We start from the raw sequence: 13,562 nt of genomic DNA, 5'->3' as shown, positions 1-13,562 counted from the left end.
ACCGGCATACGTTAATAGCGTATCTAGGGTTCAAATCCCTATCTCTCCGCCACATCTAAAAGCCGCTGTTTTTACAGCGGCTTTTTTCTTAATTACTTTGTCTAAAATTCCTTTTGTTTGGATCTTAAAGTAAACCATTCGGTCTATTTATTTTTACATTTCAAGCAACTTCATAATACTTCATAGTTACCATTTAAGTTAGATATATGGAACAATAAGCTTATTGTCTTCAATCCATTTTGATATTTAACCCATTCCTATTCCGTTAAATAGAAAATAAAATATGTTGCAAAAAGTATGAAACATCGAGATCCAAATGCTCGCTTAGCGAGAAATTTTATGGAGCATGTTTGGCTAGAACGTGTTCAGGAAGGTTTGGATGAATTTTTGTCGCATCAAATTCTGGTAAAGTCACCTCTAAAACAGAGTGTAGGGGTAGATACGCTCACTAATGCATTTTCCGTTTGGTTTAGGGGATTTCCCAATCTTTCCTATCGCGAGAAAAAGTTTAATATTTCCAATGATAAAGTGGATATTGAGTGGGAAGTCGAGGGGAATCATTTAGGTGAGTTTTTTGGCTTCTCTCCAACTGGAAAGCCAATTCAGTACTCAGGAACGACAGAGCTTGTCATGTTTGATGGAAGAATACAAACTTACAGCGCTGATGTCCAAATCGGTGCGGTTATAGAGCAGATATCGTCACATACTCCTATTGTTGTCGAAAATGTCAGTGATGATATTTACATTAGGCTCAATCATATCCTAGGGCTCAGTTTGACAAAAAGACAAATAGATTGTCTCGCACTCAATTGTTTGCGTTGTGATAATACGCTCATCTTATCGAAGCTCAATATCAAATACACCACCTTCAGAACCCATATCGAGAGGATACTACCGACCCTTGGCTTGACCTCTCGAAAAGATATTTTTGATTGGGCGATGTCAAACCACATATTAGAACTCTTAATACACATTGGGCTAGAAAAGCTTCATTCGACCGACCCTAAAAAATATAGTTCTTATTTTGATACACATATGTAATTACTGTGTTTTATCACCTATTTAGGGCTCGTGCTGAACAATTATTAACTGGTCCCTCAACTGAAAAGTCTCAGTAACAGAAAGTTAAGCTTATATTGCCACTGGTGTAATCACCCAGTTTAACTAATTGTGGGGTATTTAAATAACTTATTTCTTTGGTGATGGTTGTAACTATAGTGTGTGATATCACAAAATATAGTTTCATATTATGGTTTGTGGTCATTTTTTGAGGACAACTATGTTATGGTAGCCGCTATTAGGAAGTGGGATGGGAACGACACAAGTTCAACACGCTTTTTATTGGCTAGATATGCTTTTTTCGGAGACGGTATATCTCAGGGTTCTTGATAGAGCCCTGTTATGAAGCCATAAGCCAATTGGTTTGTACCCCGGGACTATTTAGTTACGGGGTTTTTTTGACTAATAAAGTTCTTTGAGTTTTCTTGTTAGGGTATTTCTCCCCCAACCCAACACTTTCGCAGCGTCTTGCTTGTGACCTCTGGTATGTTCAAGAGCCGCTTCCAGCAGAATTCGTTCAAATTCAGGTAACGCTTTGGTGAGGATTTCGGTACCTCCCTCTGATAGTGAGCTTTTGGCCCAAACCGCCAATTGACTTTGCCAACTGGTCGAGGCTTTATCACTTGAACCTTCGACTGTGGTAAAGAGCTCAGTAGGGAGATCTGAAGGTAAGATTTCTCCTCCGCTTGCCATAACAGTCAGCCAGCGACAGGTATTTTCGAGTTGTCTAACATTGCCCGGCCAATTGAGGCTACTTAGAGCCTGAATTGTGGACGAGTGAAGCGTTTTAGCATCCACTTCAAGCTCTTTAGCGGCTTCGGATAAAAAGTGTAAGGTAAGCTTCTCGATATCTTTTTTTCGCTCACGCAGTGCTGGAATATGCACACGTATCACGTTGAGTCGATGGAATAAATCTTCTCGAAAGTCACCTTCATTGACCAAATTTTCTAAATGTTGATGTGTCGCGGCTATTATGCGCACGTCGACTTGTATTGGTGAGTGGCCACCAACTCGGTAGAACTGTCCATCGGATAATACGCGCAATAAGCGAGTTTGAATATCAAGTGGCATGTCACCAATCTCATCGAGAAATAACGTGCCACGGTTAGCTTGCTCAAAACGCCCCTGGCGTATACTAGCAGCACCAGTAAAGGCGCCTTTTTCATGGCCAAATAACTCAGACTCTATGAGATCTTTTGGTATAGCAGCCATATTAAGTGCGATAAAAGGCTTAGAGGCTCTCGGGCTATGCCTGTGAAGCGCTTTAGCGACCAGCTCTTTACCAGTACCAGACTCTCCATTGATAAGCACAGAAATTGACGAGCGTGAGAGCTTGCCAATAGCGCGAAAGACCTCTTGCATTGCCGGCGCTTCACCTATGATTTCTGGAGTATTGTTGCTATTGGTTTGGTTTAAGCTTTGAGACTGTTTCTGCTCTTGATTGTGAGCCAATGCTCTTTCTACCAGATTGAGCGTTTCGTCGACATCAAATGGTTTAGGCAAATAGTCAAAAGCCCCCTTTTTATAGGAATTAACTGCGGCATCTAGGTCTGAATGGGCGGTCATTATGATAACAGGTAAGTTGGGATAACCTTGGTTAACACGCTGTAATAAATCCATTCCATCAATACCTGGCATACGAATATCTGATACTAAAACGTCTGGCGTTTCGCGCTCTAAAGCCACTAAAACACTTTCTGCTTCGGCAAACGTCTCGCACTTTATATTCGCTGCTGAGAGGGTCTTTTCTAATACCCAGCGAATAGAGCTATCATCATCGACAACCCAGACGTATCCTTTACTCATAGGGTACTCATCCTTTCAGTAATACTATTCATGTAATCGAAATTGGTAGATAGATGGTAAATTTTGTGTGACCTGGCCAGCTTTCTAAGTCAATTTTCCCTTGGTGTTGATCTATTAGGTTTTGGGCGATGGAGAGCCCAAGGCCAGTGCCCCCCTCTCTGCCACTGACCATTGGATAGAACAGAGTATCTTGCAGATTTTCGGGCACTCCCGGACCGTTATCTAGGATATCGATTTTTGCTGCCAGCTTATAGTTTTGACCATGTATATTGACTTGGTGCGCCGTTCGAGTGCGTATGAGGATCTGACCATGAGGTTGGTCTTGTAAGATCTGACCTGCGTTACTGATAATATTCAACATTGCTTGCTCTATTTGGTCTGAATCAAGCATGAATTCAGGCAGACTAGGGTCATAGTCTCGTTCAATTTTTATATGTGGCTCGGTATCTAGTTCGACTAACTGACGCACTTTTTCTAGGATAAGATGTAGATTTTGGCATTTCTTTTCCCCTGGTCTTTGTGGCCCTAGCAGCCTGTCAACCAGTACTCTTAACCTATCTGCTTGCTCAATAATGATTTGGGTGTATTCGACCATTGAAGGATCGGGGAGCATTCGCTCTAAAAGCTGCGCCGCGCCGCGAAGACCGCCAAGAGGGTTTTTTATCTCGTGAGCCAGTCCTCTCACTAAAAGCTTGGCAGCTTGCTGCTGTGTGTGTTGATGGATCTCTTGTGATAAGCGACGCTGCTCTTCTACTTTTCTTAGCTCAACCAGAAGCAGCAATTGCTTGTGCCAGGTGATTGGACTGGTAGTCACCTCTAGAATCAGCGGCCTGTCATCGATTATTAATGTGCAGTTACTGTCTGTCATGCTTTGACCTGTTTGAATTGGTCGTAATAGCCAATCTAAATCAATTGATGGATTTTGCACTAGGTTGGTTAGCTTTTGCTCGGTGATACGCTTAGCACTATGAGTAAATAGCTGTTCGGCGGCAGCATTCACATATTGAATTTGAAAATACTCGTCAATGATAATCACAGCCGTCGTTTGGTGACTGAGTATGATGCTATTTAGCTCACTATTCACATCTGATCCTCGTCCATGATAACACTATCAAATTTCGCACCAAATTGGTGCAATAACTTAGTATGGATTAATTATGCTGCTAAGCGAAGCAAAAAGTTTGTTTTCCCACAGTCAAAGCTTGATAGAAAAAAGGCCCACGTACTTGTGAGCCTATTTTAACTACTGATTCAACAATGAATCACACAGAGTAATAAAGTTCAAACTCAAGTGGATGAGTGGTCATGTTGACCTGTGCAACATCTTGCGACTTAAGGCCGATATAAGAATCGATAAAGTCATCAGAGAACACACCGCCAGTTGTTAAGAACTCACGATCTTGATCGAGTGAATCAAGCGCGTCTTTTAGCGAGTATGCAACGGTTGGGATCTCTGCAGCTTCTTCAGCAGGCAGGTCGTAGAGATCCTTATCCATAGCTTCGCCTGGGTGAATCTTATTCTTAATTCCATCAAGGCCAGCCATAAGCATTGCAGCAAAGCATAAGTATGGGTTTGCTGATGGATCGCCGAAACGAACTTCAATACGTCTTGCTTTAGGGCTTGGTACGACTGGAATACGAATCGAAGCGCTTCGATTTCGAGCTGAATAAGCGAGCATTACAGGTGCTTCAAAACCAGGAACTAAGCGTTTGTACGAGTTAGTGGATGCATTAGCAAAGGCGTTAATAGCGCGAGCGTGTTTGATGATACCACCAATGTAGTAAAGCGCGGTGTCAGAAAGGCCGCCGTACTTGTCACCTGCAAACAGGTTGACGCCGTCTTTTGCTAGAGACTGGTGAACGTGCATACCACTGCCGTTATCACCCACTAATGGCTTAGGCATGAATGTCGCTGTCTTGCCAAAGGCGTGAGCAACATTGTGTACTACGTACTTATAAACTTGGATTTCATCGGCTTTCGATGTAAGCGTGTTAAAGCGAGTCGCGATCTCGTTTTGTCCTGCTGTGGCAACTTCGTGGTGATGAGCTTCTACCACAAGCCCCATCTCTTCCATGATAAGACACATCGCAGAGCGGATGTCTTGAGATGAGTCGACGGGAGCTACAGGGAAGTACCCACCTTTAACGCCAGGGCGGTGGCCTTTGTTGCCTTCTTCGTAATCAGAGCCTGTGTTCCACGCAGCTTCAACATCATCAATCTTGAAGAATGAACCTGACATGTTGGTTGAAAATTTGACGTCGTCAAATAGGAAGAATTCTGGCTCAGGACCGATTAAAACAGTATCGGCAATGCCGGTAGAGCGCATGAAGTCTTCTGCGCGTTTTGCAATTGAGCGAGGGTCTCTGTCGTAACCCTGCATGGTAGCTGGTTCGAGGATATCACAACGGATGTTGAGAGTGGCATCTTCAGTAAATGGATCAAGGACGGCAGATGACGCGTCTGGCATCATCACCATGTCTGATTCGTTGATACCTTTCCAGCCTGCAACGGAAGAACCATCGAACATTTTACCTTCTTCGAAGAAGTCGGCATCGATTTGGTGGGCTGGGATGGAGATATGTTGCTCCTTCCCTTTAGTGTCGGTAAAACGTAGATCCACAAACTTAACTTCATTCTCTTGGATCAGCGACAGAACATTTTCAACTGACATCTTGGATAACCTCCAGTGTTATTAAAGCGGTAATAGCTCGATTAAATAAACAAATCCAGCATTGATTAATTTCATTGGTATTAATCGATGCTGACTCTACACAAGCTAGTACCATGCCATGTTTTTTTATCTTTTAAAATCAGTATATTATAAATAATCTCCTTGTTTTGGTGCAAAACTTTGCACCGATATGGGCTCCATTTGCACCATATTGGTGCGCTAAAATGATGTGTATTTCTAGAAGTCCAAGATTATTTCATTGGGCTTATAAATACCACTCATGTCAACGAGTAATGGTGGATTGGTAGAGAGATAGGTGTTTTTTTCGCATGGGTTGCGAAGAAAACTAATGTATCAGATCACATATTTCTGGGTTTTTCGCTAAAATCTGGTACATTACGGTCGTTTTTTTAATCAAATAAGCAGTGCTCGTTAAATGTACGATTTAAGAGGGTTGCTTCCTTTATAAGTGAATCAAGGTCCATGGCTACTCCACAGATTGATAATTTAAGAAATATCGCGATTATTGCGCACGTTGACCACGGTAAAACCACGCTGGTTGATAAACTGCTGCAGCAATCCGGAACCCTAGAGTCTCGCGGCGAGGCAGAAGAGCGAGTCATGGACTCGAACGATATCGAGAAAGAACGTGGTATTACCATTCTTGCGAAAAATACCGCGATTAACTGGAATGACTACCGTATCAATATCGTCGATACTCCTGGACACGCAGACTTCGGTGGTGAAGTAGAGCGCATTATGTCAATGGTAGATTCAGTGCTACTGATTGTTGATGCGGTTGATGGTCCTATGCCGCAGACTCGTTTTGTTACTCAAAAAGCGTTTGCACATGGCCTTAAACCTATTGTCGTTATCAACAAGATTGACCGTCCTGGTGCTCGTCCTGACTGGGTAATGGACCAAGTCTTCGATCTGTTTGACAACTTAGGTGCCACCGATGAGCAGCTAGACTTTAAAGTGGTGTACGCCTCTGCATTAAATGGCTGGGCTTCACTCGAAGAAGGTGAAACTGGCGATGATATGGAACCACTATTTCAAACTATCGTTGAAGAAGTGGCTGCGCCTCAAGTTGACTTAGATGGCCCGCTTCAAATGCAGGTGTCTCAGCTTGATTACAGCTCTTACGTTGGTGTAATTGGTGTGGCACGTGTTACGCGTGGTAGCGTCAAACCAAACCAGCAAGTGACGGTAGTTAGTGCCGATGGTAAGACGCGTAATGGTAAAGTGGGCACTGTCATGGGCTACCTTGGTTTAGATCGCCATGAAGTCGATCAAGCCAATGCTGGTGATATCATCGCTATTACAGGCCTTGGTGAGCTTAAGATTTCAGATACTATTTGTGCGCAAAACGCGGTTGAAGCTTTGCCTGCACTGTCGGTTGATGAGCCAACGGTTACCATGACTTTCCAAGTCAATACCTCTCCATTTGCAGGTAAAGAAGGTAAGTTTGTTACCTCACGTAATATCCTTGAGCGTCTTGAAAAAGAGCTAGTACATAATGTGGCACTGCGCGTTGAACAGACAGACGATCCAGACAAATTCCGCGTTTCTGGTCGTGGTGAGCTTCATCTATCTATCTTGATTGAGAACATGCGCCGTGAAGGTTTTGAACTCGCGGTATCTCGCCCTGAAGTTATTATCAAGGAAGAAGACGGTCAGCTAATGGAACCGTTTGAAACCGTAACTATTGATGTTATGGAAGAGCACCAAGGCGGCATCATGGAAAACATTGGCTTGCGTAAAGGTGAGCTGAAAGACATGTCACCTGATGGTAAAGGTCGAGTACGTATGGACTTTGTTATGCCATCGCGTGGCTTGATCGGTTTCCAAACTGAGTTTATGACCTTAACGTCTGGTTCTGGTCTTCTTTATCATACTTTTGATCACTATGGTCCACACAAGGGTGGCAACATAGGTCAGCGTATTAACGGTGTATTAATTGCCAATGCGGCGGGTAAAGCTCTGACTAACGCGCTGTTTAACCTACAAGAGCGTGGTCGTATGTTCATCGGTCATGGTGTGGAAGTATACGAGGGTATGGTGATTGGTATTCATAGCCGAGACAACGATTTGACGGTTAACGCGCTTAAGGGTAAGCAGCTAACCAACGTTCGTGCCTCTGGTACTGATGATGCTCAGGTTCTTACGCCGCCAATCATTATGACACTAGAGCAAGCACTTGAGTTTATCGATGATGATGAGCTAGTTGAAGTGACGCCAGAAAGTATCCGTATTCGTAAGAAGTTCCTTACAGAAAGCGATCGTAAGCGAGAAGCTCGTAACGCGAAATAGTCTCTCCGAACTCTTTTCTAAGCCCTACTGAAGCCTTTCAGTGGGGCTTTTTTATACCCTAATTCCACAAATAATCCGCACTCAATTATTTTTACAATAAATATCATATGCTTGAGTTGATCGAGCAATTAATGCATATTATTTGCTCGCATACATGGATCGTAGCGTACGTACAACGAGCAAATAATGGTTCTTATTGGTTAAAACCTCTTTCGAGATGAATTTTCAAACCCCCTATTTGTTTACGGCACTGCGCATCATGGTTTATCTCAATCTCAGGGCATTAAGCGATTGATAAAGAAGACTCTGAGAGTATTTTCGATATGGAGATCGTATGAAACTCAACAAGACCCTTTTAGCGACATTTTGCAGCGCAGCACTACTGAGTACTTCCGCTATTTCCGCTGAAGATTCATTAACCATTGGTGTCTCTCAGTATCCAGCAACCCTTCACCCAGCAATAGACAGTGCTGTAGCTAAAACTTATATTCGCGGTTTTACTCAGCGCGACTCCATTGGTTTTGACCAAAACTGGCAATTAACCTGCTACCTATGTGAGCAGGTTCCTACCTTTGAAAATGGCTTGGCTAGCATTATTGACCGACCAAACGCTAAACCAGGAGAAAGCCAGCAAGGGATAAAAATGACCATTCGCCTGAAAAAAGATTTGTTCTGGGGCGACGGTACACCAGTCACCAGCCAAGATCTTGCCTTCTGGCATCAAGTGGCGACATCGTCAGATGTTCAAGGCAACCCTGAGTTATCATTGGTTCGGCAAATTGAAAAGATGGATGTGATTGATGACTATACGGTTGAGATGTACATCGATAGGATCACGTACGAATACAACTCTAGCCTAAGGCCAAAGGTTCTTCCTCGTCATCTTGAAGAGCCTATCTTTAAAGCTAATCCTAAAGAGTATCATCTTAAAACCAAGTATGTGACTGAGCAAACTAATCCTAGTTTGTATAACGGACCTTATATTATTGAGCAAGCCAAGCAAGGTCAGTTTATAAAGCTTGCCAGCAATCCATATTGGAAAGGTAAAGCGCCTCACTTTGAAAACATTACCATAAAAACCATTACAGATACTCAGGCCCTGCAGGCCAATCTGCTCTCTGGCGATATTGACTATATTCCGGGCGAGCTTGGTTTGACGTTAGATCAGGCACTACAGTTTGATAAACGCTATGGCAGTAAATTTAATGTAGATATTCGACCAGCCGCTTTGTATGAGCACCTAGACATACAGCTAGATAACCCTCATCTAAGTGATGTTAGAGTGCGTCAAGCACTGCTTTACGGCCTTGATCGCGAACTGTTGACGCAAAAGCTATTTCAGGGCAAGCAACCTGTAGCAACGACAAGCGTCAATCCTCTAGATTCTACATTTGACCCTAATACGCCTTTCTATAACTATGATCCAGAGAAGGCTAAACAGCTGCTTAAAGAGGCTGGCTATAAACTGGTTAACGGCATACAGATGAAAAATGGTCAGCCATTAGAGCTAGAGTTTATGACCACGGCTGGTAATAAAACCCGTGAGTTGGTCCAGCAATTTGCTCAAGGTCAATGGAAGAAAGTCGGTATTAAAGTGGTGATTAATAACCAACCTGCGCGAGTTTACTTTGGCACAACTCTTAATGAGCGCAAACATAAAGGTTTAGCTATGTTTGCTTGGTCAAGCTCACCAGAAGGCTTACCCAATACAGTATTGCATTCTGAACATATACCTAGCAAAGAGAATGGTTGGTCTGGGCAAAATTATGCGGGCTACTCAAGTGCTAAAATGGATGGTTTGATTGACCAAATTGAAGCTGAGGTGGATGCAGAAAAGCGCAAGGCGTTGTGGAAGAGCTTGCAGAACCTTTATGCTACTGACTTACCGGCCCTTCCCCTTTTCTATCGCTCTGAGAGCTATATCTATCCCAAGTGGCTTGTTGGTGTTGAACCGACAGGGCATCAGTATTATTCGAGCTTCTGGGCTGAAAACTGGGCTCGGGCCAATTAAGCGGTTGGTATGTCTATGAATGAAGTAGTATTAGACGTTCGTAATATGAGTGTGGCTTTGGGGCCACACCTTGCGGTGAAAGAGATCAGCTATCAAATTCATGCTGGTGAGATTTTAGGTGTAGTGGGTGAGTCAGGTTGTGGAAAATCACTGACTTCACTTGCGGTTATGGGGCTTTTAGATAAAAAGCTGACACTGTCGGGTGAGATTCTATTTGCCGGTGAAAACCTAGTAGGTATGAGTGAGAAACGCTATCAGCACATTCGTGGCGAAGGCATAGGTATGATTTTCCAAGAGCCAATGACGGCGCTTAACCCTGTTGTTACCGTTGGTGAACAAGTGGCGGAAATGTTTTTGGTTCATGAAGGCGTATCTAAAGCTGAAGCCATGAACCGGGCAATAGAAATGCTAAGGCAAGTACATATACCCTATCCGGAAAAGAGAGCGAAAGCATTTCCTCATGAGCTGTCTGGTGGTATGCGTCAGCGAGTCATGATTGCCATGGCACTTGCCTGCAAACCTAAAGTATTGATTGCTGATGAGCCAACCACAGCATTGGATGTGACAGTCCAAGCCCAAGTCCTTGATTTGCTCGAAGAGCTAAGAGAGACCACGGGTACTGCTATCCAATTTATCAGTCATTCACTTGGTGTGGTGTCGCAAATTTCTGATCGCGTTATGGTGATGTATGCAGGGCAAGTAGTCGAAATTGCGGATGTGAATGATATTTTTGATAATCCACAACACCCCTATACCCAGGCATTGCTCGATACCATACCGCGAGTCGGTGTTGATATTAAACGTTTGCCAGCGATACCGGGGAGTGTTCCACCTCTTGACCAGCGGGGTGACAATTATACATTCCGTGATCGATGCCCTGAGCTTTTCGACCATTATACCCAACTGGCGAAGCAGCGTAATGAGAAAATGGTGAGGGGGTATTGATGGCGCTATTAAAAGTTAATAATTTGCACAAGTATTATGTGCTTGAGGCTGGCTCTGTGTTTGGGCAAAAACCTAAATACTTGCATGTGACCAAAAACGTTTCCCTTAGCCTAGAAGTAGGTAAGACCTTGGCTGTGGTTGGAGAGTCTGGATCTGGAAAGTCCACCTTGGGTAGGATGGTCAGCATGCTAGATAGACCTGCATCGGGCGAGATTTACATAGCCGGCCAAGAAGTGTCGCGCCTGAGTTCTAAGCAGCAAAGACCAATACGTCAACGGATAGGTTTGGTATTTCAAGACCCTTACTCTGCGCTTAACCCAAGAATGCCGATTTTAGACTCTTTAATTGAGCCAATGAAAGTTAATAAAATTGGTCATCGACACTCTCAGCGAGAGCGTGCTTTGGAAGTGTTAGAGTGGGTTGGGATGCATGAAGATGTGCTCACTCGATACCCTCATGAGTTTTCAGGAGGTCAGAGGCAGCGTATTGCAATTGCACGAGCCCTGATGTTAAAGCCAGAGCTTATTATTGCTGATGAACCACTCTCTGCTCTGGATGTATCGGTACAATCTCAAATCTTGAACTTATTTAAAGATCTGCAAGAGGAACATGGAATCGCCTTTTTCTTCATTAGTCATGATATGGCAGTGGTATACCACTTGGCTGACGAAGTTATCGTGATGAAAAATGGTGAGATTGTCGAGCAAGCGGATAAGGCGAGCTTTTTCGCACATCCGAAGCACCCCTATAGCCAAGAGCTACTTAATGCAGTGCCTGATATCGGTAATGTAAGGCGTCGTAATCAGACCGAGAGAAAATCAGCATGAAAGTAACAAATAATCCACAGATAGGGGGACGAAGATGAAACGCTTCCTTATTTCTCGTTTCCTACAAATGGTGCTGGTACTCTTTTTAGCATCATTTGCTGCCTACAACTTGATGGGGCTTATGCCTGGCGACCCGATTGATTTGTTGGTGCAAAGTAATCCAAGCATGACCTCGGAAGATATTGCTCGGCTTAAAGCTGAGCAGGGTTTGGATAAACCCGTCTACGTGAGATATTTTATTTGGCTAAAAGATGCCATGCATGGTGATCTTGGTTACTCACGTATGTTTGCCCAACCTGCAATTGATGTGCTGTGGGACGCAATGAAAAATACCTTAATTCTGGTGGGCAGTGGCACCTTGTTGTCGATTTTAATTGCTTTACCGGTTGGAGTCTTGTGTGCGGTTAAGAAAAATAAAGCGACAGACTACATTATTAGTGGTTTGACCTATCTATTTTTGTCGACACCGGCAGCTTGGCTAGCTCTTATGTTGATCATGGTGTTTGCCGTGGTATTGCCTGTGTTTCCAGCAGGGGGTACTGGCGAAGCTGAAGGTGCAGAAGGCTTGGCAAAGCTTGAATATATGATTTTGCCAATATTGAGTTTAACCTTGCTCAGCATCGCATCCATTTCACGTTTTATGCGCTCAAGTATGCTTGAAGTCTTTCGCCAAGACTTTGTGCGCACTGCGAAGGCAAAGGGCTTGTCGTCGACTCGTGTGCTACTAAAACACTGCATCAAAAATGGCATGCTTCCTATGATCACTGTACTTGCAATGGATGTGGCGGGGTTAATGAGCGGGGCTGTGTTGACTGAAACGATTTTCAGTTGGCCTGGTATCGGGAAATTAACCGTTGATTCAATAAATGGTAATGATTACAACGTTGCCATGCTTTGTTTTATGGTCGCAACGACAGCGATACTTGTGATGAATTTTATTGCTGACATTCTTTACTCAAAAGTTGATCCAAGAATTGATTTAACTAAGGGGGGCGTCCAATGAGTTATATAGTCAAACGCAGTCAAAACCCTTGGTTTCAGGTCGCTCAGCGCTTGTCTAGACATAAGCTGGCCATGTTGTCATTGGTGTTTTTATGTCTATTAGCCCTGGTTTGCTTCGGAGCAAATCCTATTGCACTTTGGTTAGGTGTTGACCCCTATGCCGATGATTTGTTCTCTCGCTTCTCACCTCCAAGCGAACTTAATGTGCTTGGAACCGATGAGCTTGGGCGTGATATTTTTACCCGCTTACTGCTTGGTGGCCAAGTCTCACTGACATTTGCTTTTATGGCCGCCTTAACCACGTCAGTGATAGGTACGGTGCTCGGAGTGATAGCAGGCTACTATGGAGGTAGAGTTGACGCATTTATCATGCGCAGTGCCGACTTTATTATTAGCTTGCCAAGCATTATGTTGCTTATACTGATTCAAAGTGTCGACATGACCAAGCTTGGGCTGTCTGAGGAACTGGTTCGCAGTGATAGTTTTAGTATCTACCGATTAGTGCTGGTGCTCTCCATTTTGGGGTGGCCTTTTGCTGCTCGTTTAGTGCGCTCGAATACTCTTTCTGTTAAACATAGGGAATATGTTCAGGCGGCCATTGGTTACGGTGCGAGTCATTGGTTTGTGATGGTAAGACATATTATTCCCAATGTGGTAGCCCCTGTGATCACAGCTACAACATTGGGTGTCGGCGGTGCGATTTTAACTGAAAGCGCATTGAGCTTTTTGGGTTTTGGTATTAACCCACCGACACCATCTTGGGGTAATATGTTGCAAAACGCTCGCGAAGCTATGTGGCTTTATCCTATGGCCGCTGTCTATCCCGGTCTTATGGTTTTAATGACGGTGATTACAATTAATTTCTTGGGAGACGGGTTACAAGAAGCGATTGATCCCAAATCATAGGTAAACACTTTGGCCTGTTTT

10 protein-coding genes are annotated in these 13,562 nt (G+C 43.7%); 7 read left to right on the top strand and 3 right to left on the bottom strand.

The genetic code is table 11. The features are described 5' to 3' along the window. The first annotated feature begins 297 nt into the window (after positions 1 to 297). Positions 298 to 1,041 (top strand): ester cyclase, encoded by a 744-nt coding sequence (locus AAFM34_RS02315; RefSeq protein WP_341659558.1) that lies wholly within the window; start codon positions 298 to 300, stop codon positions 1,039 to 1,041. Between the two features lie 420 nt (positions 1,042 to 1,461). Here AAFM34_RS02315 and glnG read toward each other — a convergent pair whose 3' ends face one another. From glnG to glnA, 3 genes are all read right to left on the bottom strand, one after another. Beyond that, entirely contained in the window at positions 1,462 to 2,865 is a 1,404-nt protein-coding gene (gene glnG / locus AAFM34_RS02310; RefSeq protein ID WP_341659556.1) for a nitrogen regulation protein NR(I), read from the bottom strand. A gap of 28 nt (positions 2,866 to 2,893) precedes the next feature. Then, positions 2,894 to 3,949, bottom strand: coding sequence for a nitrogen regulation protein NR(II) (gene glnL, locus AAFM34_RS02305; protein ID WP_341659554.1), 1,056 nt, complete (start codon positions 3,947 to 3,949; stop codon positions 2,894 to 2,896). A gap of 178 nt (positions 3,950 to 4,127) precedes the next feature. Next, entirely contained in the window at positions 4,128 to 5,537 is a 1,410-nt protein-coding gene (glnA, locus tag AAFM34_RS02300; RefSeq protein ID WP_341659552.1) for a glutamate--ammonia ligase, read from the bottom strand. A gap of 483 nt (positions 5,538 to 6,020) precedes the next feature. Here glnA and typA point away from each other — a divergent pair, with 483 nt between their 5' ends. The 6 genes from typA to AAFM34_RS02270 all read left to right on the top strand — a co-directional run bounded on the left by typA (position 6,021) and on the right by AAFM34_RS02270 (position 13,541). Continuing rightward, positions 6,021 to 7,850 (top strand): translational GTPase TypA, encoded by a 1,830-nt coding sequence (gene typA / locus AAFM34_RS02295; protein ID WP_239172567.1) that lies wholly within the window; start codon positions 6,021 to 6,023, stop codon positions 7,848 to 7,850. A gap of 334 nt (positions 7,851 to 8,184) precedes the next feature. Continuing rightward, positions 8,185 to 9,861 carry a peptide ABC transporter substrate-binding protein gene (locus AAFM34_RS02290; RefSeq protein WP_341659549.1) on the top strand — a complete coding sequence of 559 codons (1,677 nt, stop codon included), beginning with the start codon at positions 8,185 to 8,187 and terminating at the stop codon, positions 9,859 to 9,861. A gap of 15 nt (positions 9,862 to 9,876) precedes the next feature. After that, the gene (locus tag AAFM34_RS02285) at positions 9,877 to 10,806 is read left to right on the top strand and encodes an ABC transporter ATP-binding protein (RefSeq protein WP_341659547.1); all 930 of its coding nucleotides are present in this window, start codon (positions 9,877 to 9,879) and stop codon (positions 10,804 to 10,806) included. Further along, entirely contained in the window at positions 10,806 to 11,633 is an 828-nt protein-coding gene (locus tag AAFM34_RS02280; RefSeq protein WP_341659545.1) for an ATP-binding cassette domain-containing protein, read from the top strand. Before AAFM34_RS02285 ends, AAFM34_RS02280 begins: the two co-directional genes overlap by 1 nt. Before the next feature lie 34 nt (positions 11,634 to 11,667). Then, positions 11,668 to 12,636 carry an ABC transporter permease gene (locus AAFM34_RS02275; RefSeq protein WP_341659543.1) on the top strand — a complete coding sequence of 323 codons (969 nt, stop codon included), beginning with the start codon at positions 11,668 to 11,670 and terminating at the stop codon, positions 12,634 to 12,636. After that, complete coding sequence (locus AAFM34_RS02270; RefSeq protein WP_341659541.1) at positions 12,633 to 13,541, top strand: ABC transporter permease; 909 nt, start codon at positions 12,633 to 12,635, stop codon at positions 13,539 to 13,541. Before AAFM34_RS02275 ends, AAFM34_RS02270 begins: the two co-directional genes overlap by 4 nt. Positions 13,542 to 13,562 lie beyond the last annotated feature (21 nt).

This window comes from Vibrio sp., assembly GCF_038138445.1.
In the GTDB taxonomy this organism is placed as follows: Bacteria; Pseudomonadota; Gammaproteobacteria; order Enterobacterales; family Vibrionaceae; genus Vibrio.
This window is presented reverse-complemented; position numbering and strand designations above follow the sequence as displayed.

Coding starts and splice junctions, on each gene's coding strand:
- AAFM34_RS02315 (WP_341659558.1), top strand. CDS start 298: ATGAAACATCGAGATCCAAATGCTCGCTTAGCGAGAAATTTTATGGAG.
- glnG (WP_341659556.1), bottom strand. CDS start 2,865: ATGAGTAAAGGATACGTCTGGGTTGTCGATGATGATAGCTCTATTCGC.
- glnA (WP_341659552.1), bottom strand. CDS start 5,537: ATGTCAGTTGAAAATGTTCTGTCGCTGATCCAAGAGAATGAAGTTAAG.
- typA (WP_239172567.1), top strand. CDS start 6,021: ATGGCTACTCCACAGATTGATAATTTAAGAAATATCGCGATTATTGCG.
- AAFM34_RS02290 (WP_341659549.1), top strand. CDS start 8,185: ATGAAACTCAACAAGACCCTTTTAGCGACATTTTGCAGCGCAGCACTA.
- AAFM34_RS02285 (WP_341659547.1), top strand. CDS start 9,877: ATGAATGAAGTAGTATTAGACGTTCGTAATATGAGTGTGGCTTTGGGG.
- AAFM34_RS02280 (WP_341659545.1), top strand. CDS start 10,806: ATGGCGCTATTAAAAGTTAATAATTTGCACAAGTATTATGTGCTTGAG.
- AAFM34_RS02275 (WP_341659543.1), top strand. CDS start 11,668: ATGAAACGCTTCCTTATTTCTCGTTTCCTACAAATGGTGCTGGTACTC.
- AAFM34_RS02270 (WP_341659541.1), top strand. CDS start 12,633: ATGAGTTATATAGTCAAACGCAGTCAAAACCCTTGGTTTCAGGTCGCT.